This is a genomic window from Lentzea albidocapillata subsp. violacea (assembly GCF_900100275.1).
Classification (GTDB): Bacteria; Actinomycetota; Actinomycetes; order Mycobacteriales; family Pseudonocardiaceae; genus Lentzea; species Lentzea violacea.
Genome location: NZ_FNET01000001.1, coordinates 865802 through 892247, shown reverse-complemented (window position 1 = coordinate 892247; position 26446 = coordinate 865802). Strand labels below are relative to the sequence as shown.

At 69.4% G+C, this 26446-nt stretch carries 27 protein-coding genes; 11 read left to right on the top strand and 16 right to left on the bottom strand.

Annotation, left to right across the window (positions count from 1 at the left end):
• Positions 1-4: 4 nt before the first annotated feature.
• On the top strand, positions 5-550 hold the full coding sequence (locus BLR21_RS03880; RefSeq protein ID WP_090004194.1) for a TetR/AcrR family transcriptional regulator: 546 nt from the start codon (positions 5-7) through the stop codon (positions 548-550).
• On the opposite strand, the gene BLR21_RS03875 is transcribed toward BLR21_RS03880, so the two are convergent.
• Positions 547-1311, bottom strand: a complete 765-nt coding sequence (locus BLR21_RS03875; protein ID WP_090004193.1) for an alpha/beta fold hydrolase — start codon at positions 1309-1311, stop codon at positions 547-549. The genes BLR21_RS03880 and BLR21_RS03875 overlap by 4 nt on opposite strands.
• 188 nt (positions 1312-1499) lie before the next feature.
• Positions 1500-2033, bottom strand: coding sequence for a TetR/AcrR family transcriptional regulator (locus BLR21_RS03870; protein WP_090004192.1), 534 nt, complete (start codon positions 2031-2033; stop codon positions 1500-1502).
• A gap of 85 nt (positions 2034-2118) precedes the next feature.
• Here BLR21_RS03870 and BLR21_RS03865 point away from each other — a divergent pair, with 85 nt between their 5' ends.
• Positions 2119-3324: an FAD-dependent monooxygenase gene (locus BLR21_RS03865; RefSeq protein WP_090004191.1), complete on the top strand. Its 1206-nt coding sequence runs from the start codon at positions 2119-2121 to the stop codon at positions 3322-3324.
• Between the two features lie 11 nt (positions 3325-3335).
• On the opposite strand, the gene BLR21_RS03860 is transcribed toward BLR21_RS03865, so the two are convergent.
• The gene (locus tag BLR21_RS03860) at positions 3336-4997 is read right to left on the bottom strand and encodes a M14 family metallopeptidase (protein ID WP_090004190.1); all 1662 of its coding nucleotides are present in this window, start codon (positions 4995-4997) and stop codon (positions 3336-3338) included.
• A 357-nt stretch (positions 4998-5354) separates the two neighbouring features.
• Here BLR21_RS03860 and BLR21_RS03855 point away from each other — a divergent pair, with 357 nt between their 5' ends.
• Together BLR21_RS03855 and BLR21_RS03850 are read left to right on the top strand one after the other, a co-directional pair.
• Positions 5355-5933 (top strand): DinB family protein, encoded by a 579-nt coding sequence (locus BLR21_RS03855; protein WP_090004189.1) that lies wholly within the window; start codon positions 5355-5357, stop codon positions 5931-5933.
• Between the two features lie 79 nt (positions 5934-6012).
• Positions 6013-6588: a pyridoxamine 5'-phosphate oxidase family protein gene (locus tag BLR21_RS03850; protein WP_090004188.1), complete on the top strand. Its 576-nt coding sequence runs from the start codon at positions 6013-6015 to the stop codon at positions 6586-6588.
• Positions 6589-6718: 130 nt separating this feature from the next.
• Here BLR21_RS03850 and BLR21_RS03845 read toward each other — a convergent pair whose 3' ends face one another.
• Complete coding sequence (locus tag BLR21_RS03845; protein ID WP_090004187.1) at positions 6719-8005, bottom strand: M20/M25/M40 family metallo-hydrolase; 1287 nt, start codon at positions 8003-8005, stop codon at positions 6719-6721.
• Between the two features lie 121 nt (positions 8006-8126).
• The gene (locus BLR21_RS03840) at positions 8127-8954 is read right to left on the bottom strand and encodes a M55 family metallopeptidase (protein ID WP_090004186.1); all 828 of its coding nucleotides are present in this window, start codon (positions 8952-8954) and stop codon (positions 8127-8129) included.
• Positions 8955-9100: 146 nt separating this feature from the next.
• Here BLR21_RS03840 and BLR21_RS03835 point away from each other — a divergent pair, with 146 nt between their 5' ends.
• From BLR21_RS03835 to nikE, 4 genes are read left to right on the top strand one after another with little or no spacing between them, the layout of a single operon-like run.
• Entirely contained in the window at positions 9101-10756 is a 1656-nt protein-coding gene (locus BLR21_RS03835; RefSeq protein WP_256334441.1) for an ABC transporter substrate-binding protein, read from the top strand.
• Entirely contained in the window at positions 10757-11707 is a 951-nt protein-coding gene (locus BLR21_RS03830; RefSeq protein ID WP_256334440.1) for an ABC transporter permease, read from the top strand.
• Positions 11704-12522, top strand: coding sequence for an ABC transporter permease (locus tag BLR21_RS03825; RefSeq protein ID WP_090004185.1), 819 nt, complete (start codon positions 11704-11706; stop codon positions 12520-12522). The genes BLR21_RS03830 and BLR21_RS03825 overlap by 4 nt, the downstream gene beginning before the upstream one ends.
• A 5-nt stretch (positions 12523-12527) precedes the next feature.
• The gene (nikE, locus tag BLR21_RS03820) at positions 12528-14051 is read left to right on the top strand and encodes a nickel ABC transporter ATP-binding protein NikE (RefSeq protein ID WP_090004184.1); all 1524 of its coding nucleotides are present in this window, start codon (positions 12528-12530) and stop codon (positions 14049-14051) included.
• Here nikE and BLR21_RS03815 read toward each other — a convergent pair.
• The 4 genes from BLR21_RS03815 to BLR21_RS03800 all read right to left on the bottom strand — a co-directional run bounded on the left by BLR21_RS03815 (position 14012) and on the right by BLR21_RS03800 (position 16770).
• Entirely contained in the window at positions 14012-14506 is a 495-nt protein-coding gene (locus BLR21_RS03815; protein ID WP_090004183.1) for a hypothetical protein, read from the bottom strand. The two genes, nikE and BLR21_RS03815, sit on opposite strands and share 40 nt — an antisense overlap.
• A 229-nt stretch (positions 14507-14735) precedes the next feature.
• A complete protein-coding gene (locus tag BLR21_RS03810) occupies positions 14736-15644 on the bottom strand; it encodes a tetratricopeptide repeat protein (protein WP_090004182.1) in 909 nt (302 codons plus the stop codon).
• Positions 15578-16321 carry an AfsR/SARP family transcriptional regulator gene (locus tag BLR21_RS03805; RefSeq protein WP_090004181.1) on the bottom strand — a complete coding sequence of 248 codons (744 nt, stop codon included), beginning with the start codon at positions 16319-16321 and terminating at the stop codon, positions 15578-15580. Before BLR21_RS03805 ends, BLR21_RS03810 begins: the two co-directional genes overlap by 67 nt.
• 62 nt (positions 16322-16383) lie before the next feature.
• Positions 16384-16770 carry a cupin domain-containing protein gene (locus tag BLR21_RS03800; protein ID WP_090004180.1) on the bottom strand — a complete coding sequence of 129 codons (387 nt, stop codon included), beginning with the start codon at positions 16768-16770 and terminating at the stop codon, positions 16384-16386.
• 53 nt (positions 16771-16823) lie between these two features.
• Here BLR21_RS03800 and BLR21_RS03795 point away from each other — a divergent pair, with 53 nt between their 5' ends.
• A complete protein-coding gene (locus BLR21_RS03795) occupies positions 16824-17795 on the top strand; it encodes a GlxA family transcriptional regulator (protein WP_090004179.1) in 972 nt (323 codons plus the stop codon).
• Here the strand turns inward: BLR21_RS03795 and BLR21_RS43490 are convergent.
• From BLR21_RS43490 to BLR21_RS03770, 5 genes are all read right to left on the bottom strand, one after another.
• A complete protein-coding gene (locus BLR21_RS43490; protein ID WP_256334439.1) occupies positions 17773-18810 on the bottom strand; it encodes a GrpB family protein in 1038 nt (345 codons plus the stop codon). The genes BLR21_RS03795 and BLR21_RS43490 overlap by 23 nt on opposite strands.
• 33 nt (positions 18811-18843) lie before the next feature.
• The gene (ligD, locus tag BLR21_RS03785) at positions 18844-19716 is read right to left on the bottom strand and encodes a non-homologous end-joining DNA ligase (protein ID WP_090004178.1); all 873 of its coding nucleotides are present in this window, start codon (positions 19714-19716) and stop codon (positions 18844-18846) included.
• Entirely contained in the window at positions 19706-21148 is a 1443-nt protein-coding gene (gene ligD, locus BLR21_RS03780) for a non-homologous end-joining DNA ligase (RefSeq protein WP_090004177.1), read from the bottom strand. Before ligD (BLR21_RS03780) ends, ligD (BLR21_RS03785) begins: the two co-directional genes overlap by 11 nt.
• Entirely contained in the window at positions 21149-21970 is an 822-nt protein-coding gene (gene ku, locus BLR21_RS03775) for a non-homologous end joining protein Ku (RefSeq protein WP_090004176.1), read from the bottom strand.
• Between the two features lie 129 nt (positions 21971-22099).
• Complete coding sequence (locus BLR21_RS03770) at positions 22100-23077, bottom strand: tyrosine-type recombinase/integrase (protein ID WP_090004175.1); 978 nt, start codon at positions 23075-23077, stop codon at positions 22100-22102.
• 584 nt (positions 23078-23661) lie between these two features.
• Between BLR21_RS03770 and BLR21_RS03765 the strand changes: the two genes are divergently transcribed.
• Positions 23662-24156 carry a DinB family protein gene (locus tag BLR21_RS03765; RefSeq protein WP_090004174.1) on the top strand — a complete coding sequence of 165 codons (495 nt, stop codon included), beginning with the start codon at positions 23662-23664 and terminating at the stop codon, positions 24154-24156.
• 66 nt (positions 24157-24222) lie between these two features.
• Positions 24223-25017 (top strand): LLM class flavin-dependent oxidoreductase, encoded by a 795-nt coding sequence (locus tag BLR21_RS03760; RefSeq protein ID WP_090004173.1) that lies wholly within the window; start codon positions 24223-24225, stop codon positions 25015-25017.
• On the opposite strand, the gene BLR21_RS03755 is transcribed toward BLR21_RS03760, so the two are convergent.
• Positions 25006-25566, bottom strand: coding sequence for a TetR/AcrR family transcriptional regulator (locus tag BLR21_RS03755; RefSeq protein ID WP_090004172.1), 561 nt, complete (start codon positions 25564-25566; stop codon positions 25006-25008). The genes BLR21_RS03760 and BLR21_RS03755 overlap by 12 nt on opposite strands.
• A 10-nt stretch (positions 25567-25576) precedes the next feature.
• Positions 25577-26443 carry an SDR family NAD(P)-dependent oxidoreductase gene (locus BLR21_RS03750; RefSeq protein ID WP_090004171.1) on the bottom strand — a complete coding sequence of 289 codons (867 nt, stop codon included), beginning with the start codon at positions 26441-26443 and terminating at the stop codon, positions 25577-25579.
• Positions 26444-26446: the final 3 nt, after the last annotated feature.

The window sequence follows — 26446 nt, the reverse complement described above, 5'->3', positions numbered from 1 at the left end:
CGTCGTGTCGGAGCGCAGGACCCAGATGCTCGAGGCCGCGGTGCGCGTGATCGCGCAGGACGGCGTGCGCGGGTTGCGCGTCGAGAAGCTCGCGGCCGAGGCCGGGGTGTCCACGGCGTTGATCTACTACCACTTCAAGGACCGCGCCGGGATCCTGCGTGCCGCGCTGGAGCACGTGAACCACCGGGCGCAGTCCTACACCGGTGACGTGGAGTCCGGCGATCCGCGCGCACGGGTCGAGCGGATGCTTCTGGGCGAGCTGCAGGACACCGCGTTCGTACGGGACACGAGCGTCGCGTGGGGTGAGCTGCGGGCCAGCGCGGCGTTCGACGAGGAGCTGCGCGCGACGTTGCGCACAGCGACCGAGGCGTGGAACGCCGATGTGGAAACCCTTGTGCGCCAAGCGAATCCGGAGCTCGACGCGGGGGCGGCCGCCGAACGGCTCACCGCGCTCGTCGAGGGGTTGAGCGAGCGCTGGCACAGCGGCTCGCTGACCCTGCAACGCGCGCGCGAGCTGCTCGCCGGCGCGATCGCCCGTGAGCTCGGCTAGACCGACAGCCGCTGCTGGGCGACGGCGCGCGCGAAGCCCTCGACGTTGTCGATCATGATGTTGTGGCCGGTGTTCGGCACGGAGACGACCTGCACGCCGGACGCGGCGAGTTCGCGGCCGCCGCTGGGCGGTGCGTCCTCGGGGTGCAGGAAGACGCGCGGGATCTCCAGTTCCAGCAACAGCTTGCGCATGGTGGGTGACGTGCCGCGCACGAGGTCGACGGCGCTGCGGTAGAGGGCTTCGCGGCCGGCCATGCGCATGGTGGCGGCCCAGTGCGGGCCGACGTCGCGCAGCACGCGGTCGAAGCCGTGGCTGAGGAAGTCCGCCTCGCCGTAGGCGGCGATGCCCCGGCTGCCGGGCGCGCCGAGCGCGGGTGTGGCGGGGTCGACGTTGGGGTCGACGAGCACGAGCGAGCGCACCATCTCGGGGTGGCGTGCGGCGAGCACGATGGCGACGGCGCCGCCCATGCTGTGGCCGATGATCTCGCAGCGGCGCAGCCCGATCTTCGCGAGCGCGACGGCGAGGGCGTCCGCGTGGCCTTCCAGCGAGTAGGCGAAGCCCGCGGGGCGGTCGCTGATGCCGAAGCCGAGCATGTCCATCATGAGGCTGCGGCGCCCGGCCAGCAGCGGGTGCGCGACGGCTTCGGCGTAGTAGGGAGCCGAGGAGGCGCCCAGTCCGTGCAGGTAGACCCGTGCCGGTGTGGCACCCGGCACTTCGACCCAGCGGATCCGGACCCCAGGTCTGATCTCGACGGCGCGCATGTCTCTCCCGGCGGTTAATCGGTTTCTGGACCCTACCTCGCGCTCAGACGGGCCGAGAGCGGTTTCGAGAGTCCGTTCTCATCTAGTGGCGTGCAGGGGCCGTGATCGCGCTCTCTCGCGCAGCTGGCATCGCGTGATGGTCGTCCTTCGCGGCGCCGATCGACAGCGACCGAACGGCGGCTTTTGTTCTAGAGGCCCAGGGCGGCGCGCGCGGCCGTCACGGTGGCCGCGCGCAGCTCCTCGACGGGGGTGTCGGGGAACTGCATGGTGCAGTCCTGCATGCCGCCGAACGCCAGCACCGCGCGGGCCTGCTGCTCCAGCGTCGCCTCGGGGCCGAACACGAGCCGGGTCAGGCGGGCGCGCCAGGACAGCACGACGTCGATCAGGCCCAGCTCCGCGAGCGTGGTCAGCTCGGTGAGCAGCAGCATCATGTCCTTGCGGTGGCGGTGGTGGAAGTCGAAGAAGCCCTCGATCAACTCGACCGGCGGCACGTCGTGGCGTTGCTCCATGCGCGCGAGGAACCCTTCGCCGTCGTCGAGCAGCGGGGTGACGATGCTGCGGACGAGCTCCTCCCGTGAGGCGAAGTGGTAGTAGAGCGCGGGTTTGGAGATCCCCAGGCGGTCGGCGATCTCCTGCAGGCTGGTCTGCTGCACGCCCTGATGCGCGAACAGTTCCCGGGCGGTCTGCATGATCCGCTGCTTGGTGTCGCTCTGTCGTGCCACGGTCCGAATCTTACTTAACGATCGGTAAGCCGCGGTGCTACAGTCGGCAGCGTGACTTACCGACCGTTAAGTAAGGGGTTGTGACGTGCGGATACTCGTTTCCGGAGCCAGCATCGCCGGCCCGGTGCTCGCCTACTGGCTGGTGCGGCACGGGCACGAGGTGACGGTGGTGGAGCGCTCGCCGGTGCTGCGCAAGACCGGCGGGCACGCGGTCGACCTGTTCACCCCGGCCATGGACATCTCCGAACGCATGGGTGTGCTGCCGCGCATCGAGGCGCTGGCGACGGGGACCACCCGGCTGACGTACCTGCGTGAGGGCACGCGCAAGCCGATCAGCGCCGACGTGGCGAAGTTGTTCGCAGCCGCGTCGGACCGGCACGTCGAGATCATGCGCGACGACCTGAGCGAGATCTACTACGACGCCACACGCGCGGACGTCGAGTACGTGTTCGGCGACTCGATCACGTCCATCGGTGACGAGGTGACCTTCGAGGTCGGTGCGCCCCGCCGGTTCGACCTGGTCATCGGCGCGGACGGGCTGCACTCGAACGTGCGGCGGCTCGTGTTCGGTGAGGTCGGCAAGACGTTCGTGGGTGCGTATCTGGCGGTGTTGTCCGTACCGCGGGATCTGGGGGTGGCGGGCGAGATGGCCGGACACATCGGGCCGGGGCGTACCGCGGCGGTGTACGGCGCACGGCACCTGGACGACGCTCGCGCGGTGTTCCTGTTCCGCTCGCCCGAGCTCTCGTATCACCACCGCGACGTGGCGCGGCAGAAGCAACTGCTGCGGGAGGCGTTCGCGGGGATGCACCGCGAGGTCGACGGGTGGCTGGAGTACCTGGACGGCGACGGGGCGTTCTACTTCGACTCGATCACCCAGTTGCGCGAGGACACGTGGTCACGCGGGCGGGTGGCGCTGGTCGGGGACGCGGGCTACTGCCCCGGCCCGGCGGTCGGTGGCAGCACGAGCCTCGCGGTGCTGGGCGCGTACGTGCTGGCGGGCGAGTTGTCCGCGGGCGCGGATCACCAGGCGGCGTTCGCGCGGTACGAGGACGAGATGCGCGACGTCGTGCACGCGAGCAGGGCGTTCGCGCTCGGCACCGCGAAGACGTTGATCCCGTCCACCCGGCTGGGGGTGTCGGGGCTGGTGAGGGGCGCGCAGCTGCTGACGTCGTTGCCGTCGTGGCTGATCCGGCCGCTGGCCAAGCTCAACTCGAAGGGCGTGCGGATGCACGACTCGATGCGGGTCAAGGACTACGGGCGTCAGGGCGCCGCGACGGCGACGCCCTGACGCTCAGCCGGTCAGAACTGCAGGCTCCACTTGTCGAGGAACCCGGTGTCCTGGTTGGCGTTGTCGTTGACCCTCAGCTGCCAGGTGCCGTTGGCGACCTCGCTGGAGGCGTTGACGGTGTAGGTGGTGTTGATGTTGTCCGTGCCGCCGCCGGAGCGGTTGTGCAGGATGTAGACGGTGCCGTCCGGCGCCACCAGGTCCACCTTCAGGTCACCCTTGTAGGTGTGCTTGATGTCCACGGCGACCTTGAGGGTCGACGGGGCGTTGCCCGTCACACCGGACACCGTGATCGGGGAGTTGACCGTGGTGTGGTCCCTGATCTGGAAGTCCGCCGCGTTCTCGAAGAACTTGCCACCGGGGTCGGGCGGGGTGACGCCGCAGTACTGCTGCTCCTTGCCGATGGCCTCGTACGGGCAGTCGGCGCGTTCCAGCAGCTGCAGCACGGCCTCCTTGTTGCGGGCGGTCTGCGCCGGGATCACCTCGTCGGGCGGGTAGAAGCCGCCACCGCCGGCGCTGCCGGGGTACATCTCGAAGGTGTAGGCGAAGATGCCCTGCGAGCCCCACAGCCAGTCAGGGATCGACCCGTCGGTGATGTAGAGGTCGCTGGACTGCTCGGGCGTGTAGTTGTTGGTGGCTGCCATCTGCTGGCCGATGGTGGCGAACGTGTCGCGCTGGTCCTGGGTCAGGCCCGGCGCGACGTCGTCGTAGGTCCAGCCCCACGGCCACAGGATGAGCTCGCTGTAGGTGTGGAAGTCGATGGACGCGCTGATCTGCTGCTTGCCACCGACGTTGCGGCCGCGCACGAAGTCGGCCACGACCTTCACCTCGGGCGCGGACTCCGCGCTCGGCCCGCGGTAGGTGTCGGAACCGGTGCTGCCGCTGGAACCGCCGCAGCAGCCCCATTTGTAGCCCCAGTTGCGGTTGAGGTCGGTGCCGACGTTGGCCGAACCAGCGTTGGGCTGCCGGTTCTTGCGCCACGACCGGTAGCTGCCGGTCGCGATGTCGTACTCGCCGCCGTCGGGGTTGACGTCCGGGATGATCCAGACTTCGCGGGTGTCCAGGAGGCCCTTGATACGCGCGTCGCTCGCGTACTGGGTCGTGAACTGGTTGATCAGGTACAGCGCCATCTCGACGGTGAGGTGCTCACGGGCGTGCTGGTGGTGCGTGAACAGCACCTCCGGCTCGTTCTCGTCCACACCGACGTTGTCGCTGATCTTGAGGGCGACGATGTCGCGGTTCTCGTAGGACTTGCCGATGACCTGCTTGCTGATCAGGTTCGGGTATGCCGCGACGGCGTTGTTGATCGCCGTCGTCATCTCGGCGTAGTTGTGGTAGTTCGAGTCCGCCGCTGGGAAGTCGAACGGGCCGATGGCCGAGTTCGCGTCCATCCGCCTGGGCAGCTCGGTGACCTCGAACCCCTGTGCTTTCAGGTTCTTGGCCTCACGCGCGGTCGCGGTGATCACGACGATGCCGTGCTCCTCGACCGAGTCGATGGCGGCACCGGACTTGGCGAGCTTGGTGCGCTGTTCAGCGGTGCGAACGTTGCTGACCTGGTAGTTCGTCGACGTTTCCTGGTCGCCGGGAGCCGCACCGGTGGGCACGCCTCCCATGGCGAACACGACGCTCGCGGCGACGGTGACCCCGATCAGAGGTCTGAGATGGCTCTTTCGCATGCAGGGAAACCCTTTCGTACCACGGCAGGGACATGGCTCCGCAATGTTTAGTCCGTGTGAAGGCTCACTGTCATCCCGCCATCCGTATGGGGTTTACCTGGCGCTACGACGTCGTGGAGGCCATCTCGCACCGGGTGACCCGCGAGATTTCCCTCGAGGGGTTGTCGTCGTGGCGGGACGCACGGTGCTGGACCTGGGGGCGGGGACCGGGTTGTTCGTGCGGGCGTTCCGGGGCGTGGTTCCCGGAGGTGTCCGTGCGGTCGTTGTTCCGCGAGCGGCACGGCGGGACCGGGTTGTTTCCGGTTCTTCCCCGAGGCCGTGCGGGCGCTGTCGGGGGGCTCTGCGAGGGTGAGCGGCATGACCTCAGATCCGAAAGCCGACCTGCACCGCTACCTCAAGGTCGCCCGCGAGGCGTTGCTGTGGAAGCTCGACGGCCTCTCGGAGTACGACGTGCGCCGCCCGCTGACACCGACGGGCACGAACCTGCTGGGTCTGGTCAAGCACCTGGCCGGTGTCGAGGCGGGCTACTTCGGCGACTGCCTGGGCCGCCCGTTCCCCGAGAAGCTGCCCTTCGACGTCGAGGCCGACCCGAACTCGGACATGTTCGCCACCGCGGACGAGTCGCGGGAGGACGTGCTGGGGTTGTTCGCGCGGGCGACGGCGTTCGCCGACACCAGCATCGAGGAGCTGCCGCTGGACGCGCCCGGTGTGGTGCCGTGGTGGCCGGAGGAGCGCAAGTATGTGACGTTGCAGCTGCTGCTGGTGCACGAGATCGCCGAGGTGAACCGGCACGCCGGGCACGCGGACATCCTGCGCGAGGGCCTCGACGGGGTGGCCGGGTTGCGGGCGGGCAACTCGAACCTGCCGCAGCAGGACTGGCAGGCGCACTGGGACCGGGTGGAGCTGGAGGCGCGCAGGGCTTCGGGGCAGGCGTGACCGGGCGCGGCGCCGACGCGGGTTCAGCACCTGGGAAAGGTGGCTGACAGGTTCCGCGAGACGATCAATACTGCTGAGCATGGGTAAGGAATACGAGCGGATCGAGCCGCGGCTGCAGGAGTTCATCGAGAACCAGAAGGTGTTCTTCGTGGCCACCGCCCCGCTGGCGGGTGACGGGCACGTCAACCTCTCGCCCAAGGGCCGGCAGGGCACGTTGCGGATCCTCGACGACCGCACGGTGGCCTACCTGGACTTCGGTGGCAGCCACGCCGAGACGATCGCGCATCTGCGGGAGAACGGGCGCGTGACGTTGATGTGGTGTGCGTTCGAGGGCCCGCCGAACATCGTGCGCGTGCACGGCCGCGGTGAGCCGGTGTTCCGCGACGATCCGCGCTTCGCCGGGCTGGTGGCGGGGTTCGGGGAGGCGGACGGGCCTGCGTTGCGGGCGGTGGTCGTGGTGACGGCGGAGCTGATCAGCGACACGTGCGGGTTCGCGGTGCCGTTCATGGACTACCGCTCGGAGCGGGAGCTGCACGCGGACTACTTCGGCCGCAAGAGCGACGCCGAGTTCCGTGAGTACACGAACAAGAAGCCGTACAACATCGCGAGCATCGACGGCCTGCCCGCCATGGAGCTGCCACTGCCGCCCCGCTGAGGAGTTCCGCCGGCGGGACGCCGCCACGGCTACCCGCGGATCAACGACAGCTACGAGATGAGTGCGGAGCTGCGGGTGCAGCGGATGAACCGCAGCTACGAGAAGAGCGCGGAGCAGCGGGCGCGCGAGGTCAGCTCGACAGGAAGCGGTCCAGGACGCGTACACCGAACTCCAGGCCCGCGACGGGTACGCGTTCGTCGACGCCGTGCGCCATGGCCCGGTAGTCGAAGTCCACGGGCAGCCGCAGTGGCGAGAAGCCGTAGCAGTGGATGCCCAGCCGGCTGAACGCCTTGGCGTCGGTGCCGCCGCCCAGGCAGTACGGCACGACGGCCGCGGCGGGGTCCTCGTCGCGCAGGGCGTCGGCCATCGCGGTGAACCAGGGCGTGTCGACGGGGGCCTCGACGGGCGGCTGGTGCTCGAGGAACTCCCGGGTCACGCCAGGGGGCAGCAGTGCGTCGATGGTGGCGACGAGCTCGTCGACGGTGCCGGGCAGCGTGCGGACGTCGAGTTGCGCGGTGGCGGTGCCGGGGATGACGTTGACCTTGTAGCCGGCCTGCAGCATCGTCGGTGTCGTCGAGCAGCGCACGGTGTTCTCGGCCAGTTTCGCGGCGGGGCCGAGCCGGGCCAGCGTCGCGTCGACGTCGTCGAGATCGACCTCCACGCCCAGTGCCTTGCCGGCGCCGACGAGGAACGCCTCGACGGTCGGGGTGAGCCGGACGGGGTGCTGGTGCGCCGCGATCCGCGCCAGGGTGGTGGCCAGTGCCGTCACCGCGTTCTGGTCGTTGCGCCGTGACCCGTGCCCGGCGCGGCCGGTGGCGGTGAGTTTCATGTGCGACGTGCCGCGCTCGGCGGTGCCGATCGGGTACAGCCGCACGCCGTCGACGTCGTAGGAGAACGCCCCGGACTCGCTGATGGCCGCCTGCACCCCCGCGAAGTAGGCGGCGTGGTGCTCCACGAGCCAATGTGCCCCGTAGGCGCCTTGGTCTTCTTCGTCGGCCACGAACGCCAGCACGATGTCACGGCGTGGGCGGCGGCCTTCGGTGTGCCAGCGGTTGATCACGGCCAGCGTCATCGCGGCCATGTCCTTCATGTCGACCGCGCCCCGCCCGTGCACGTACCCGTCGCGGATCTCGCCGGCGAACGGGTCGAAGCTCCACTCGGCCGGGTCGGCGGGCACGACGTCGAGGTGGGACTGGACCAGCAGGGCGGGCAGCGACGGGTCGGTGCCCGGCACGCGCGCGAGGACGTTGGTGCGCCGCGGGGCCGGTTCGAGCAGCATCGGCGGCACGCCGTTGTCCTGCAGCAGGGCCGCGACGTGCTCGGCGGCCTCGCGCTCGCCGGCGGAGTCGCCGCCACCGCGGTTGGTGGTGTCGAAGCGGATGAGCTGCGCGCACACCTGCGCGACGTCCAGCGGCATGAATGCCACCGTATCCGGCGCCGCCGGGTGGAATTGTGACGGCCCTGTGCCGATCGCGATGGGGAAACACCGGTGCACCTGCGGAAGGCCTCGGAGGCCTCGCGCCCAACCGCCGCCGCAGTCAGCCGTAGATGCCCTCGATCGCCCCGGCGGCGACGTGGGTGACGATCTTGAACGCCTTCATCGCCTCGGTCATCGACGCGGCGTCGAACCCGACGCGGCGCACCCCGGTCAGTTCCACGGTGGGCACGACCGCGGCGGCGTCGGCCAGGTGCGAGGCGTCGAACTCGACCTCGATGCGATGCGGTGCCACGACCCCATCCGAACGCCCTGCGCCGGCCATCGCCGCGGTGGCGGCTTCTGTGATCTGTGAAGAAGTCACCGCCGGTGGCAGGCACACGGCCGCGTACCGCGACACGCACTCCTTGACGGCCACGGTCCAGGCGGAGCCCGCATAGGACGCGGCATCGGAGCAGGTGAGGTCGTCACCGGTCACGAGCAGCACGGGAACGCCGTACTCGGCGGCCAGGGCGGCGTTGAGGCGGCCTTCGGAGGCGAGCACGCCGTCGAGCCACACGCCGGTGATCGAGTTCTCCAGGTAGGTGTGCGCGAGCACGCCGCGGGTGCCCGCGGCGGTGTGGTAGCCGAGAAAGACCACTCCGTCCACATCGGAGTCGATACCTTGCATCATCGACAACGGTTTGTGCCGGCCGGTGAGCAGGCGCGCCGACGCGTGGAGGTCTTCGAGCAGGAGGTTGCGTTGCGAGGAATGCGCCTCGTTGACGATCACCTGCTCCGCTCCGCCCGCGACGAGGCCCGTGACGCAGGCGTTGACGTCCGCCGTGAACAGGCGCCGGAACCGTTGCCACTGTTCGGTACCGGGAAGGACGTCCCCGGTCCAGGTGACTCCGGTTGCGCCTTCCATGTCCGCCGAGATCATGATCCGCACATCTCGGTAAGTTAGCGGTGGGCTGCTGGGGAAGAGGGGTTTTCGTGCGGGTGAAGTTGTGCGCGTTGCTTGCAATAGCAACGACAGTGGGGCTTTCGGCACCTCCGGCATCGGCTCAGCAGCCGGTGGTCCTGAAGGTCGCGATCGTGCAGCAGATCGACTCGATGAACCCGTTCCTCGCGGTGTTCCAGTCGAGCACCGAGATCGGCCGGTTGATGTACGACTACCTGACCGCCTACGCCGCGGCGGACCAGTCGGTGACCGAGGGCCTGGCGAACAGATGGGAACCCTCGGCCGACCGGCTGACGTGGACCTTCACGATTCCCGAGGGCAAGAAGTGGTCCGACGGCGTGCCGATCACGGCCCGCGATGTCGCCTTCACCTACAACCTGATGCTGACCGACGAGGTCGCCAGGACCGCGAACGGCAGCTTCGTCGCCAACTTCGCCCAGGTCAGCGCCCCGGACGACCGGACGGTGGTCATCCGGACCAAGACGCCGCAGGTGACGATGCTGGCGCTGGACGTGCCGATCGTGCCCGAGCACGTGTGGTCGAAGGTCGGCAGCATCAAGGACTTCGCCAACGACCGGATGCCGGTGGTGGGCTCCGGGCCGTTCGTGCTGTCCGAGCACGTGCCGGGGCAGTTCATCAAGCTCAAGGCCAACAAGACCTACTGGCGTGGCGCGCCGAAGTACGACGAGCTGCACTTCGTGTACTTCCAGAACTCCGACGCCGCGGTGCAGGCACTGGGCAAGGGTGAGATCGACCTGGTCAACCGGATGGCGCCGGCCCAGTTCGACTCGCTGGCCGGCAAGGCCGGTGTCACCCGCAACAAGGCGATGGGCCGCCGCTTCACCGAGCTGCTGATCAACCCCGGCGCGCAGACCCGCACCGGTGAGCCGATCGGCGACGGCAGCCCGGTGCTGCGCGACGTGCGGGTGCGCCGGGCCCTCGCGCAGGCCATCGACCTCGACGCCCTGGTGGCGCGGGTGAACCTCGGCTACGCGGAGAAGGGCGCCGGCCTGGTGCCGCCGGTGTTCGGCAAGTACCACTGGCAGCCGTCGGAGGCGCAGGCGCGCGCGTTCGACCCGCCCGCGGCCAATGCGGCGCTCGACGCCGCCGGGTATCCGCGCAAGGCCGACGGCACCCGGTTTCCGCTGCGGCTGATCGGCCGGGCGGGACGGGCCTACGACGAGCAGGCCAGCGAGTACCTCAAGCGGTCGATGAGCGACATCGGCGTCCCGCTCGACGTGCGGCTGGTGTCGGACAACCAGCTCAACGAGTCCACCACCGCCGCGACCTACGACCTGGCGTTCTCGGGCTGGTCGACGAACATCGACCCGGACTTCGTGCTGGGCCTGCACACCTGCGCGCAACGGCCGGGCGCGGACGGCAAGGGCGGCACGACCGACACCTACTTCTGCGACGAGACCTACGACCGGCTCTACGCCCAGCAGCTCTCGGAGTTCGACGAGGACAGGCGCGTCGAGATCGTGAAGCAGATGCAGGCCCGTTTCTACGACCAGGTGCCCGCCGTCGTGCTGGCCTACGAGAACGCGCTGGAGGGCTACCGGTCCGACCATTTCGCGAGGTTCACCACGCAGCCCGCGCAGGGTGGTGTGATCATGGCGCAGAACGGCATGTGGGGTTACTACGGCGCCGAACCCGCGCAGCGCACCGCGCGGGCCGGCGGCACGGGCTGGGCCGGGTTCGCGCTGGGCGGCGCGGCGGTCGCGGTGCTGGTGGCGGCGTTCGTGGTGCTGGCGCGGCGGCGCGCGGCGACGGCAGGGGAGCGCGAGTAAGTGCGTCTGGCCGGTCGGTTCGGTGGTGCCGCGCTCAGCTTGCTGATGGTGGCGGTGCTGGGCTTCTTCCTGTTCCGGGTGGTGCCCGGCGACCCGGTGGTCTCGATGACGCGCGGTCGTCCGACCACGGCGGCGATGCAGGCCGAGCTGCGCGCGCAGTTCGGCCTGGACCGTCCGCTGCACGAGCAGTTCTGGAGCTACTTCACCTCGCTGCTGCACGGCGATCTGGGCACGTCGTTCACGTTCCGCCGCCCGGTCTCCGAGGTGATCGGGGAGCGGCTGGGGCCGACGTTGCTGCTGGTGGGCACGGCGACGCTGATCGCGGTGCTGCTGGGGCTGTGGCTCGGGGTGCGGGCGGCGTGGCGGCGGGACTCGGTGTTCGACCGGGTCACGACGGGGGTGTCGCTGACGTTGTGGGCGGTGCCGACGTTCTGGCTGGGCATGCTGCTGATGATGGTGACGGGGGACCTGTTCCCGTCGCGGGGCATGCGCGACACCGACACGGCGCCGGACTTCGTCTCGCAGGCCCTCGACGTGGGCCATCACCTGGTGCTGCCGTCGGTGACGCTGGTCGCGGTGGTGTGCGCGGAGTACGCGCTGGTGATGCGGTCGTCGTTGCTGGAGGAGATGCACGCCCCCTACCTGACCACGGCCCGCGCGAAGGGCCTGCGTGACGACCTGGTGCGGCGCCGCCACGCCGTGCCGAACGCGGTACTGCCGGCGATCACGCTGGTGTTCCTGCGGTTCGGGCTGGTGGTGGCCGGGGCGATCACGACGGAGACGGTGTTCTCCTGGCCGGGTCTGGGGCTGTTGTTCTACGACGCGCTGACCGGGCCGGACTACTTCCTGCTGCAGGGGCTGCTGGTGGTGACGGCGGGCGCGGTCGTGGTCATGAACCTGCTCGCGGACCTGCTGCACGGGGTCCTGGATCCACGGGTGAAGGTCGTATGAGCAGGTTCGACAGGACAGGCCTGGCCGGTGCCGGGGTCCTCGCGGTGGCGGCGCTGGTGGCGTTGGTCGCGCCGCTGCTGATCGACGCGGAGGCGCTGGACGTCACGCGGGTGACGGCCGGCGCGTGGCAGGCGCCCGGCGCCGGTCATTGGCTGGGTACCGACCACACGGGACGGTCGGTGGCGTTGCTGCTGGCGCAGGGCACGGGCACGTCGTTGTTCGTGGGGCTGACGGCGGCGATCCTGTCGGTCGGGATCGGCACGCTCGTCGGGATCGTGAGCGGTCATTTCGGTGGTCTGCTGGCGGGGGCGTTGCTGCGGGTCACGGACTTCTTCCTGGTGCTGCCGGCGCTGGTGCTGGCGATCGCGCTGTCGACGGTGCTGCCACGCGGGCTGGGCACGATCGTGCTGGCGATCGGGCTGACGAGCTGGCCGTCGACCGCGCGGATGGTGCGGGCGCAGACGCTGACGATCGAGGCGCGTCCGTTCGTGGAACGCGCACGGGCCCTGGGCGGCGGCCACGGCCACGTCATCGCACGGCACGTGGTGCCGTCGGTGGTGCCGCTGGTGCTGGTCAACGCGACGCTGGCGGTGGCGTCGGCGATCGTGGCGGAGTCGACGCTGGCGTTTCTGGGGCTGGGTGATCCGACGCGGATCTCGTGGGGCGCGATGCTGCACCAGGCCCAGCTGCACGGGGCGGTGCCGCAGCAGGCGTGGTGGTACCTGCTGCCGCCGGGTCTGGCGATCGTGGTCGTGGTGCTGGCGTTCACGCTCGTCGGGCGGGCGCTCGAAGCCGTTGTGACGCCGAAGAGGTGAATCCGATGCTGGAGTTGAAGAACCTCTCCGTCCACTACGGACCGAAACGTGTCGTGAGCGAGGTGGACCTGACGCTCGCGCCGGGTCAGACGCTCGGGCTGGCGGGCGAGTCGGGGTCGGGCAAGTCGACGGTGGCGATGTCGGTGCTGCGGCTGCTGCCCAAGGCCGCGCGGGTGCAGGGCGAGATCCTGCTCGACGGCGACGACGTGCGGACGATGTCGTGGGGCCGGTTGCGGGCGGTGCGGTGGGCGTCGGCGTCGATCGTGTTCCAGGGCGCCATGCACTCGCTCAACCCCGTGCGCCGCGTCGGTGACCAGATCGCCGAGCCGATGCGCCTGCACGGCACGCGCGGCGGCGTGACCGAGCTGCTGGAGCAGGTGGAGCTGCCGCGCGAGAAGGCGCGGGCCTATCCCCACGAGCTCTCGGGCGGGCAGCGGCAGCGGGTGATGATCGCGATGGCGCTGGCGTGCGGGCCGCGCCTGGTGATCGCGGACGAGCCGACGACGGCGCTGGACGTCGTGGTGCAGGCCCAGGTGCTGGCGGTGCTGAAACGCCTGGTGGCCGAGCAGGACCTCGGGTTGCTGATGATCAGCCACGACCTGTCGGTGCTCGCCGAGACCTGTGACGACCTGGCGGTGATGCATCGCGGCGAGGTGGTCGAACGGGGCCGCACCCGCGAGGTGATCGCGAACCCGCGCCATCCGCACACGGCGGCGTTGACGGCGGCGTTCCCGGTGATCGGCGATCCGGCGCACCGCTGGGCCGAGCCCGCTGCGGCGCCGGAGCCGTTGCTACGGGTGCGGGATCTGGTGGTGGACTACGGGCGCACGCGCGCGGTCGACGGGGTCGACCTGACGATCGGGCGGGGCGAGATCGTGGCGCTGGTCGGCCAGTCCGGATCCGGCAAAACGACACTGGCACGTACCATAATGGGGCTGCGGAAGCCGTCCTCCGGTCGGGTGATCTTCGACGGCGCCGAGGTGGCTCGCACGGGCAAGGCGCTCAAGGCCTTCCGCCGCCAGGTGCAGCTGGTGCTCCAAGATCCTTCCAGCGCGCTCAACCCGCGGCACACGGTGTTCGACGCGGTCGCCGAGGGACTGCGCGTGCACGGCCTGGCCGACGACCAGGAAGCCCTGGTCACAGCCGCTGTCGAACGCGCCGAGCTGCGTCCGGCGAGCCTGTACCTGGAGGCCCTGCCGCACGAGCTGTCGGGGGGTCAGCAGCAGCGGGTGGTCATCGCCGGGGCACTGGTGCTGCAACCCCGGCTGCTGGTCGCCGACGAGCCCGTCGCGTCCCTGGACGCCTCGGTGCGCGGCGAGATCGTGGCGCTGCTGCTCCGGTTGCGCCGGGAACTGGGCCTTGCTTCATTGATCATCACGCACGACCTAGGGCTGGCGTGGCAGATCGCCGACCGGGTCGCGGTGATGCATCAGGGGAAAATCGTGGAACAAGGCTCAGTGGAACAAGTCCTCCTCACGCCGGCTCACGACTACACGCGCGCCCTGCTGCGCGCGGTGCCGCAGGTCTGAGCGTGATCCCGCTCGAACACGCCCGGTGCCGCGCGGCGCTGACGCCCGCCGAGATCGGGCGGGGCGGCGCCGACGGCTGGGTGGCCGTCGACGAGGTGCCGGCGCTGGCCCGGCTGGCGTGGCAGGACCTGGGCCGCCCGCCCGGTGTCCTGGGTGAGCTCGCGCAGGCCAGCGATCCCGAGCACGTGCTGGAGCTGTGCCGGATCCTGGCCTCGACCTGTCGTGCCGACACCGCGGCCGTGTGGCGGTATCTGGCCGCCGACTTCGAGCACACCGGGGAACGCTCCGACGGCAGGCAGCGGTTCCTGCTGGACCGGGCGATGCGCGGCGAGGGCATGAACTGGCACGACTACTCGGCGCTGATGGGCGTCGCCCGCCCGGAAGAGGTCGACGCGGCGTTCGACCGCGGCGAGGACATGGTCGGCGTGGCGGTCATCGGCCTGGCCCTGTCGCATCCGGACCCGCTGGTGGCGTCACGGCGGGTGGCCCGCGCACTGGACCACAACCGCCTGCAGGTCCGCCGCCAGGGCGCGACGGCACTGGCGCACGTGGCCCGCATCCACGGGATGGTGTCGCGGGAGTGCCTGCAGGTGCTGCGCCGCCATCCCGACGAGATGGCCGAGGACGACCTGTGGACGTTCGTCGCGCACCACCGGTTACCGGCGTGGTTGTGGTGGCGGCGGATCAGGTCGCGGGCAGGGCGGCGAGTTCCACGCGCACGGCGGTCTCGGTTACGTGGTCGCGCTGCCCCACGGCCCGGCGCAGTGCCTCCTCGAAGTGCCGGCGGGCCAGCACGACATCGCCCTCGGCCTTCGCGACGCGGCCCCGTTCCACGGCGATGTGGCAGCGCAGCTGATCCGGCCCGTACCAGCCGCCCGGGCACCGCTCCCACGCCTGGTCGCACTCCTGCCGGGCGGTCGCGTAGTCGCCGGTGACACGGGCGAGCTCGGCCAGCCCGAGATGGGCGCCGGCCTGCACCACGAGCGCTCCGGCACGCCGCGCCAAGGTGAGCGCGACGCCGAAGTCGGTGCGCGCCCCGTCGAAGTCACCGGCGAGCAGCGTGGCCTGCGCCCGTCCGATGACGGCCTCGGCCGTGTCCTCGGTGGCGCCGAGCTCGTCGAGCAGGCCCCGGCCCCGTTCGATGTGGACCAGGGCACCCGCGGCGTCACCTCGCGTCAGGGCGATCTCACCGAGCTGGTTGAACGCCAAGGCCGCGCCCCAGCGGTCACCGATCCGCGTGAACGCCGCCGCGGCCCGCGCCAGCAGGTCCGCGGCCGCCGCCGGGTCGCCCGCCAGGCGCGCCACGAGACCGTCGCCGGCCAGCGCGAGCGCGGCGCTCCACGGGTCGTCGCCGAGCAGCCGGACGCGGCGGTGCCACACCTGGGAGTCGCCTTGCGGCGCGCCCAGCGCCATGCCCCACAACATGGTCATGATCGGGTAGCGCGGCGGGTCGACGAGCGTGTCCATGAGCGCGTCGGCCTGGCGGATGCGAGCGCTCTGGTCACCGGTCGCGACGGGCCAGGCGATCAGCAGGCACAGCGCGTACTCCTGCTCGTGGCCGTGCGGCGGGGTCTCGCCACACGCGTGCAGCACGGCCTCGGCCTGCTGGGCTGCGCGGGCACGCCCCGGTGCGGTGCCTGCGCCCGCAGCACCTCCAGGTGGGCGGCGGCGAGCGCGGGGGAGGGATCAACGCCGAGCTCCCCGGCCAGCAGCTCCCGCCCCTGCGCGAACACCTCCAGCGCCTCGCCCTGGCGGCCGTCGCGGTGCAGCGACCGCATCAGCGCCGCCCGCAGGTCCTCCCGCAACGGGTGCTGCGCCAGCAGATCCCGCAGCTGCGCCGTGCTCCCACCGGACACCGTGCAGCCGATGAGCACCTCGGTCAGGTTCTGCCGCGCCACCTGCACGAACGGCGCGTCGACGTCCGCCAGCGCCGGCCCGCGCCACAACGCCAGCGCCTGCGCGGCCCGTCCGGCCGCGAGCAGCTCGGCGCAGTGCAGGTGATCCACCTCCGACGGCCCGGCGACCAGCCGGTAGCCCGCCGGGTGGTGCTCGATCACCAGCCCCGGCACCGCGCGGCGCAACCGCGACACCTGCGACTGCAGGGCGTTGGCCGCCCCCGCAGGAGGATCGGCGTACAGGCCGCCGATCAGCTGGTCGTGCCCCACGATCCGCCCGGCGTCGAACACGAGCATCGCCAGCAGCGCACGCTGCCGCGGCGCCGCGACCTCCACACCGTCGACCAGCACCGGACCGAGCACCCCGAACCTCACAGGACGTGATTGTTCCCGAGTCCGGAGGTCGGCGAGACCAGAACCGGCACTGCGCTGAACACCTAGCGCAGTGCGTGTCCCGTCGTCGCGTCGACGTGGGCCGGGACCTCGTCGTGCCGGTCGCCCACGGTCAGCGTTCCGGTGGGCTCGAACAGCAGGATCCGCGCACCGTCCGGAGACGACGGCTTGTGGAACGTCCCGCGCGGCACGGTGAACACCGACCCCTTCGCGAGCACGACCGTCCGCTCACCGTCCGATTCCCGCAACGCGATGCGCAGCTCACCGTCGAGCACCAGGAAGAACTCGTCGGTGTCGTCGTGAACGTGCCAGACATGCTCGCCCCGCACCTTCGTCACGCGCACGTCGTAGTCGTTGACACGGGTGACGATCCGAGGGCTCCACAGGGCATCGAACGAGGCCAGGGCGTCGTCCAGGGCGATGGGGTTCATGCGGACGAGCCTGGCCGCTGTCCCAGCCCGCGCGTGAGTGCTAGGAATCGCACATGCCGCAAGAATCCTCGCACCGCGTCGTCGTCATCGTCGACGACAACTCCAACCCGTTCGAACTAGGCTGCGCCACCGAGATCTTCGGCCTGCACCGCCCCGAGATCGGCGGCCACCTCTACGACTTCCGCCTCTGCTCACCCGAACCGCACACGGCGATGCGCGACGGCTTCTTCACCCTCACCGGCGTCACCGACCTGCACGCCACCGAGCACGCCGACACCCTCATCGTCCCCAACCGGCCCAACATCGACGCACCCCGCCGACCCGACGTCCTCGACGCCATCCGCCGCGCCCACACCCGCGGCGCACGCCTCGTCGGATTCTGCAGCGGCGCCTTCACCCTCGCCGAAGCCGGCGTCCTCGACGGCCGCCGCGCCACCGCCCACTGGCAGTGGGCCGACGACTTCCGCACCCGCTTCCCCGCCGTACACCTCGAACCCGACGTCCTGTTCGTCGACGACGGCGACATCCTCACCTCCGCCGGCAGCGCCGCCGCCCTCGACCTCGGCCTGCACCTCGTCCGCCGCGACCACGGCGCCGAGATCGCCAGCTCCGTCAGCCGCCGCCTCGTCTTCGCCGCCCACCGCGACGGCGGCCAGCGCCAGTTCGTGCAACGCCCCGTACCCGACCTGCCCGACGAGTCACTCGCCCCCGTCCTCGCCTGGGCCCAGCAACACCTCGACACCCCACTCACCATCGCCGACCTGGCCAGACGCAGCGCCGTCAGCCCCGCCACCCTGCACCGCCGCTTCCAGGCACAACTCGGCACCACACCGCTCGCCTGGCTCACCGCGGAACGCGTCACCCTCGCCTGCCAGCTCATCGAACTGGGGGAGCGGCGCTTCGACGTCGTCGCCCGCCGCACCGGCCTGGGTACCGCCGCCAACCTCCGCGCCCTGATGCGCCGCGACACCGGCCTCACCCCGTCGGACTACCGGCGCCGCTTCAGCCCAGCGCCCGCGCAATGATCCGCTCCACCACCCGCGTCTTCGCAGCCGCGTAGTCCTGCACCCGCTCCCACGTCCGCCCCGCCAGCTCCCGCTTCGTGCGTTCGTACTCCTCCCGGTCGCGCGGGAAAGCGCGCAGCCGGTCACGGAAGGCCAGCATCCGATCCAGCTCCTCACACCCAGGGGAGAAGACATGCATGTTCACGTTCGGCACCGTGCCCTTGAGCAACCGGTGCTCATGCCAGGTGCGCTCCCGCAGCAGCAGGTAGTAACCCGCCGCCACCAACGCCGGCACGTAGGCGTCCTCATCGGCCGAGTCCGGCACGACCAGCAGGATGTCGATCAACGGCTTCGCCGCCAGCCCCGGCACCGACGTCGACCCCACATGCTCCACCCGGACAACCCGCTCACCCAGCGCCGCCCGGATCTTCGCCTCCTCAACGGCATACCACCGCGCCCACTCCCGGTCATGCTCCCGCAGCACCACCGGGGCGTTGTGCGGCGGCGCCTCCGTCACGAACTCCACCTCACCCGCCTCGACGGGCCGCGCCACATAGGCACGCTCGAGGATCTCCAGCACCACGGCGTTCTTCGCATCCGTGTAGTCCTGCACCCGACCCCACACCCGCCCCGCCAGCTCCCGCTTGGCCGCCGCGTACAACTCACGATCCCCGGCGTTGTCACGCAGCCAGTCACGAAACAACAGATGCCGCCGCACCTGAGCACACCCGCGCGGGAACACATGCAGGTTGATGTCCGTGTCCGGGCCCTTGAGGATCCGGTGCTCGTGCCAGTCGTCCTCCCGCACCACCACCCGATACCCGGCCGCCTCCAGCGCGGGCACGTACAACGCCTCCCGCAGCGGAGCGTCCACCACCAGCATCAGGTCGACCAACGGCTTCGCACACAACCCCGGCACCGACGTCGACCCCACATGCTCCAGCACCGCACCCGGCAACGCGCCCAGCACCCGCGCCCGTTCCCGCTCGTACAGCCCAGGCCACGCCGGGTCGTACTCGGAGAGCTCGATATTCACGGCAAACCCCCTCACAGGCAGTCAGCCAGAATATCAACTCCCGAACAGGTCACCCACGCTCCCGACCCGCTGCAGCACCTCGTCCGCCGTGAACACCAGATCCTCCACGACCTCGCAGTCCTCGACCTCGTCCCACGTCACCGGCGCCGACACCGCCGGCCGCTCCCGAGCCCGCAACGAATACGGCGCCACCGTCGTCTTCGCCGGATTGTTCTGCGACCAGTCGATGAACACCTTCCCCGTACGCTGCGCCTTCGCCATCGTCGACACGATCAACGCCGGATGCTCCCGCGCCAACCGCTGCGCCACCGCCTTCGCGTACTCCGAGGTGTCCTTCGCCGGCGCATACGCATACACCTGCATGCCCTTGTTGCCCGACGTCTTCGCCCACGAGTCCACACCGTCGTCGTCCAGCACCATCCGCACCCGCTCCGCCACCCGGCAACACTCCACCACCGCCGCCGGCGCACCCGGATCCAGATCGAACACCAGCAGATCAGGATCCCGCTTCCCACCCCGCGGCCCCACCGTCCACTGCGGCACGTGCAACTCCAGCGCCGCCAGATTCGCCAGCCACACCAACGTCGCCAACTCGTCCACCATCACGTAGTTGACGGTCTCGTTGCCCTTCGAACTCCCCGGCGACTCCAGCCGCATCGTCCGCACCCACTCCGGACGGTGCTCCGGCGCGTTCTTCTCGAAGAACCACTTCCCGTCCACCCCGTTCGGAAACCGCTTCAACGTCACCGGACGGTCCTTCAGATGCGGCAGCAACACCGGCGCGATCCGGGTGTAGTAATCGATCACCTCACCCTTGGTGAACCCGAACCCCGGATACAACACCTTCTCCAGGTTCGTCAGCTTCAACACCCGGTCCTCGACCCGCACAGTCGCGTCACCCGTCAACCCGACGCACCTCCTCCGGCGTCTTGTCCGGCCGCAACCCCCGCCACGCCGGAAACCGCATCCGCCCGTCCGGCGTCCACTGCCGGAACACCACCTCCGCCACCAGCTCCGGCTCCACCCACCTCGCGCCCTTCGACCGCTCCCGCGGCATCTCCGTCACGAACGGCGAACCCTTACGCGCCAACGCCTCCAACCGCGGCGTCAGCACCGCCAGCTCCGCGTCGCCGAACCCCGTGCCCACCGACCCCGCGAACGCCAGCCCGCCCTCCTGCGGAATACCCAGCAACAACGCGCCGATCACCCCAGCCCGCTTGCCCTCACCCATCCGCCAGCCACCGATCACCACCTCCTGCGCCAGCAGGTCCGTGATCTTGCGCCACACCGGCGACCGCAACCCCGGCTGATAAGGCGAATCCAGCCGCTTCGCGACCACACCCTCCAAACCCTGCTCACGACTCGCCGCCAGCACCGACGCCCCGTCCTCGTCATAGGACGGGGGAGTCAGCCAGTGCGGACCCCGCAGCTCAAGACCCCTCAGCAACTCACGACGCTGCCGGAAAGGGAGCTGCACAGTAGAACTGCCGTCCAGATGCAGAAGATCGAACAACAACAACGTGACCGGAAACTGCCGCGCCGCCCGACGAGCCGCCTCCGACTTCGTCACGTGCATCCGGTTCTGCAACGCACTGAAACTCGGCCGGCCATCCTGCAACGCGACGATCTCACCGTCCAGCAGAGCCTCCGTCGACCCCAGTTGCTCACCCACACCCTGCAACTCCGGATAAGCCACCGTGATGTCGTTGCCCACCCGCGACCACGCCTGCACCCGCCCGCCCTCGACCCTCAGGATCGCCCGGACACCATCCCACTTGAACTCATAAGCCCAATGATCATCATCATCGTGGGGGAGAGGACCAGGAACAGCGAGCATCGGCTTCAGCTGACCCGGCAACACCTGCCAGTCCGGACGCGCCGGAGCATGCCGGCGCTTCATCATCCAGTTCTTCTCGTCCTTCCCCGAACGGAAGAACACGAACTGCCCCTGCACCCGGCCACCATGCAAGATCACATCGACCTCGCGGTCCGACCACTTCACCGTCTCATAACGGCCGCGATCCCACAGGAACATCTCACCGCCGCCGTACTCACCCTTCGGGATCTCCCCGGAGAACTCCGCATACTCCAGCGGATGATCCTCAGTGTGCACAGCCAGCCGCACCACATCCGTCGTCGGCGGCAAACCCTTCGGCACCGCCCACGACACCAAAACCCCACCACGCTCCAACCGCACATCCCAATGCAGGCTGCTCGCGTGATGCTCCTGAATCACGAACGTGTCGTCATTGCCCCTCGGCAGCACATCCGCGCTCGGAACGGGCTCCGGCGTCCTGGCCGGATCCCTCTTACGCCGGTACTCGTCGAGCCCGGCCATCTACGCCGACGAAGCCTTCTTCTTCGGCGGCGCCTTCTTCTCGCCCTTCCGCCCCGCCTTCGCCTTCTCCACACTGCGCTCCAGCGCCGTCATCAGATCGATGACATCGCCCTTCTCCTCGGCCTCCGGCTGCTCGGGCAACTCCGCACCCTCCGCCTTCGCCGCGATCACCTTCTCCAGCGCGTCCCGATAGTCGTCGGTGAACGTGTCCGGATCGAAGTCACCCGCCATCGACTCCACCAGCGACGTCGCCATCTTCAACTCCTGCGGCCGCACCTCCACGTCCTGATCCAGGAAGTCGAACTCCGCCTTACGGATCTCATCCGGCCACAACATCGTGTGCATCACCAGCACGTCATCCCGCGCCCGGATCGTCGCCAGCGTCTCCTTCTGCCGAATCGTGATCTTCACGACCGCCAGCTGACCCGTCTTCACCAACGCGTCCCTGAGCAGCACATACGGCCGCGCCGCCGCCTTGTCCGGCTCCAGGTAGTACGTCTTCTGGAAGTAGATCGGATCGATCTCCTCCGCCGGCACGAACTCCAGCACGTCGATCGACTTGTCCGTCTTCACCGGCAACTTCTCGAAGTCCTCGTTCTCCATGATCACCATCCGGCCGTCATCCAACTCATAGCCCTTGGTGATCTCCGAGTACTCCACCTCCTCACCGCACACCGAACAGACACGCTTGTACTTGATGCGCCCGCCATCCCCCCGGTGCACCTGGTTGAAACGGAAGTCGTGCTCCTCGACAGCCGTGTAAAGGCGCACGGCGATCGTCACCAACCCGAAGGAGATGGCCCCACGCCACACGGATCTCATTCTCATTGGGTACCCCTGAAATGCGGTTTTCGCACCACCAGATCACCCACTCGGCCTAACGATCCGGCAACTGAGCAACCCCCGGCCCACGCGTCCTGACCGAGAGTGCCGCACAACAGTGGAACACCGCTAGATGTCCCTCAACGCCCGATACGTCCTGTTACTCGCCACCGCCGCCCGCCGCTCCCGCGCCGTCGCCTCGATGTAGTTCTGACTCGTCGCCAAACTCGCATGCCCCAGCAACGCCATGATCTCGCTCGCCGACGCCCCGTCCTCAGCCAGCCGCGTCGCGAACGTATGCCGCAACGCGTGCAGATTCGCCCCCGTCGGCACCCTGTCGTTCAACCCCGCCCACCGAAAACACGACTTCACCAGGTACTCCAGCCCACCCCGCCCGATCGGCTCACCATGCCGATCCCTCAGCAACGCCGACTCCCGGTCAAAACGCCCCTGAGGAAACCGCTCCCGGCAACTCCTCAGATACGCCTCCACGATCCGCTCCATCGGCGGCTCGATCGGCACACTCCGATCCCGGTTCCCCTTGCCCTTCACATGCAACCGCTGATCACCCTCCCGCCCCACGACACTCGCCAGCGTGAGCGTCCGCATCTCGGCACTGCGCAACCCCGCCACCAGCCCCAACGCGATCACCAGCACATCGCGCTCCGGCCACGGATCACGCCCCTTCCGAGCCCCCTCCGCCGCGGCCGTCAGCAACTGCTCAGGAGTGTCCTCACCCCGCAGCGGCTTCGGAACCAGCGGAGGCGTCCTGGGCCGCGCGACCGCACCCATCGGATTACCGGCGATCAGATCCTCGGCCACGCAGAACGTCAGGAACTGGTTCCACGTCGACCACGCCCGCAGCACCGAACTCTTGGCATGGCTGTCCGCGAACACCCCGAAAGCCTCACGGAGGTTCGCACCGGTGAGCTGAGCGACGACCAGGTCCTCGGCGGGGCAGGAGAGGGTCTCGGCCAGGAGCGTGTTCACACCGGCGAGATCCCGCTGGTAGGCGGCCGTTGTGTGCGGCGAGTCCTTGCGAGTCCGGCGGGCGAGGAAGAAGGCGTCCTGTGCGGCGAGCACGTGCATATAGATCTTGTACCGCACACCACCGACAATCCCGGACACGGCAGCGGCACAGGGGAGGGGAGTGCTCCTCGGCCTCACATGCGAGCGGTTCTTGGACGAGTGCGCAGCAGCAGGTCAGCGCGTGACGTGAGCCGTCGATCCGACGGCGGGGCGGCGCTCGAACGTGTCGGTCCGAGGTTGGCGGACGGCGGCGCTCAGGCGTGGGTTCGACAACCTGTTCTGTGCTGGATAATGGCGATTATGCATGAAATGTCCGTTTTGCCGGGTTCTGATTCGGCTCGGGACGGCGCTGGACCAGGTGGCGTCACTTGCCGGGGATCGTGAGCGTAATGACGCCTCGCTACGTACGTCTCTCTGACGACACGTCGGTGTCGACCGCGCTCCGGCATCGCCGTGGTTCTGATGTTGTGGCGTCTGCAAGCGCAGCCGGCCTGCCCGTTGGCTGTGACTTGCAGACGCGCCAACACGGGCGTTTCGGCCCCTTCTGAAGCGATCTTCGCAGGTCGCCGTTTCGCCGATAATCTACATTATGTCAAGTAACGTGGATCTGGGCTGCCTGGGGCACTCTCCCGCCGTCGCTTCCTCTGGCATGGTTCGCGTTCATGATCGATGAGTTCGCCAAGGAGTACCTGCACTCGGATCTGCGCGAGTTGCGCGAGGTGATGCTGTGGAAGCTCGAGGGGCTGTCCGATATGGACGTGCGGCGTCCGCTGACGGCTTCGGGGACGAATCTGCTGGGCCTGGTGAAGCATCTGGCGTTGTCGGAGTCGCGGTACTTCGGCGAGGTGTTCGGGCGGCCGTTTCCTGAGCCGTTGCCTCGATGGGACGACTTGGCGGCGCGCGGGCTGGACATGCGGGCGGCCGAGTCGGAGACGCGTGAGGACATCGTGGGTCGCTATCGGCGCGTGTGGGCGCATTCGGATGCGACGATCTCTGCGCTCGCGGTGGATGCTCCTGGTCATGTGCCGTGGTGGCCACGTCCCGCGGTCATGCTGTTCAACGTGCTGGTGCACTTGGTGACGGAGACCGCGCGGCACGCGGGGCACGCGGACATCTTGCGGGAGCAGCTCGACGGTGCGACCGGTGAGGGACGCTGAGGGCCTGTTTGCGCTGCTCCCCCGCGTCTAGATGATCTTGTCGGGGGTGCTTGCCACACTCGGGTCATGCGATTTGCGATCTATGTGCCGTCGTTCGGTTCGGAGCTCGGTGATCCGTCCGTGCTGGTGTCGCTCGCTGTCGAGGCCGAGGCGTCGGGGTGGGACGGGTTCTTCCTGTGGGATCACGTGGTGGTGCCGGGTGAGTCGGTTGTCTCTGACGTCTGGGTGACGTTAGGTGCGGTGGCGGCGCGGACGTCGAGGATCTCGCTGGGCCCGTTGGTGACGTCGCTGGGGCGTCGGCGTCCGTGGAAGGTGGCGTTGGAGGCGTCGACGTTGCAGCGGTTGTCCGGTGGGCGGCTGGTGCTGGGGGTGGGTGCGGGTGTGCCGCAGGACTACTCCCCCTTCGGGGAGCGCGGGTCGCGTGCTGAGGCGATGTCGGAGGGTGTGGAGCTGTTGCGCGCGTTGTTGTCGGGTGCCGAGGTGGAGCATCACGGTGCGTTGTTCGACGTGTCGGGGGTGCGGTTCGCGCCGGTGGAGGTGCCGATCTGGGTGGGTGGGATCTGGCCTCGGTCGACGCCGTTTCGTGCGGCGGAGCATGCGGCGGGTGTGGTGCCGGCGACGTTCGGCGCTGAGGGTCTGGTGGTGCTCTCCCCCGCGGATGCCGCTCGGCTGAAGGCGGATTTCGTGGCGTCGGGTGGTCCGGCTGACGGTGATGTCGTGTTGTGGGGTGGCAGTGCGTTACCGGAGGTGAGCGGGTACGAGGCCGCCGGCGTGACGTGGATGCTGAGCGATGGTGGCGCTCGGGGGCTTGATGAGTTGCGGGCGTTCGTGGCGGCTGGTCCCCCGCGTTCAGGCGTGTAGGCCTCGGAGCAGTGTGTCGAGGTAGCGGCGTGCGGTGGGGAGCCGGTCGGCGGGGCTGGCGCTGTGGACGTAGGTGGCGTAGGCGATGCCGCACATGAGTGGGACGAGGTCCGCGTCGTCGACGTCGGGGCGGACGGCTCCGGTGTCGCGTGCGCGGGCGAGCAGTTTGGCGCCGTTGGCGAGGATCTGTGCTTTGAGTTCGGTGGTGCGTGGGAGCACGTCGTGGGCGCTGGCGGCGACTTTGACGAGTGCGGGGTCGGTGACTTGGCTTTCGACGACCTTGGTGAGGAAGGCGGCGAAGGCGGTCCAGGGGTCGTTGTGGGTGAGGGCTTGTTGGCCGCAGCCGGCGAGTGCTTCGAGGCAGGGGGTGGCGACGGTTTCGAGGAGTGCTTCGGTGGTCGGGAAGTGCCGGTAGACGGTGCCGACGCCGAGTCCTGCGCGGCGGGCGACGTCGTTGAGTTGCAGCGGGGTGCCTTCGTCGACGAGTTCTCGGGCGACGGTGAGGATGTGCTCCCAGTTGCGGGCGGCGTCCTTTCGCTGCGGCGTCATGTCTTCCAGACTAATTGGATACGCCATCCGGAACGGGGACGCGTGGCGCGTGCCTTTCGCTGAGTGTGCGTACGGCCTCCTGGACGCGTGGGTCGGCCGCGGTGCGGTTCGGTGTCACCGGGGTGACGCGCCGGCCGATGACGGTGCCGGAGGCGAGGGTCTCGTCGGTGGCGGCGAGGATCGAGGGCCGGGCCGCGGCGGAGGCGGGTCCGGAGGTCGCGCGTTCGAAGGTACGGCGGACGAGTGGCCAGAGCAGTCGCAGGCCGGGTGACACGATCTTGGGTGTGCGCATGGTGCCGTCGGTCATGTCGGTGGCGGCGCCGCCGGGGTCGGCCGCGAGCACGGAGACCTTGGTCTGCCGGTGGGCGAGGTCGAGGGTGTAGGCGAGGTTGGCGAGCTTGGCGCGTCCGTACCAGTGGAAGCCGTAGTAGCCGCCGGGCGGTTCGACGTCGTCGAAGATCTTCTTGGCGGCGATGACGGAGCCGGATGTCACGTTCACGACGCGGCCGGTCAGTACTGGGAGCAGGGATTCGGTGAGCAGGTAGGGCGAGAGGTGGTTGACGACGAAGGAGGCTTCGAGGCCGTTGATGCGGGTGTGGTCGGGGAACATGGCGCCGATGTTGTTGACCAGTACCGCCAGTTCCCCTTCGGCCGTGATGCGGGCGGCGAGCGTGCGTACCTCGTGCAGCGAGGCGAGGTCTGCCTGCAGGTAGCGGGCCGGCTCCCCTCCCCCTGCGTTGATTCTCTCGACGGCTCGGGCGCCTCGTTCGGGGTTGCGGCCGACGATGGTGACGGCGTAGCCGGCTTGGGCCAGTCCGAGGGCGGTTTCCAGTCCGATGCCTCCGGTTCCCGCGGTGACCACTGCTGTGCGTGTCATGAC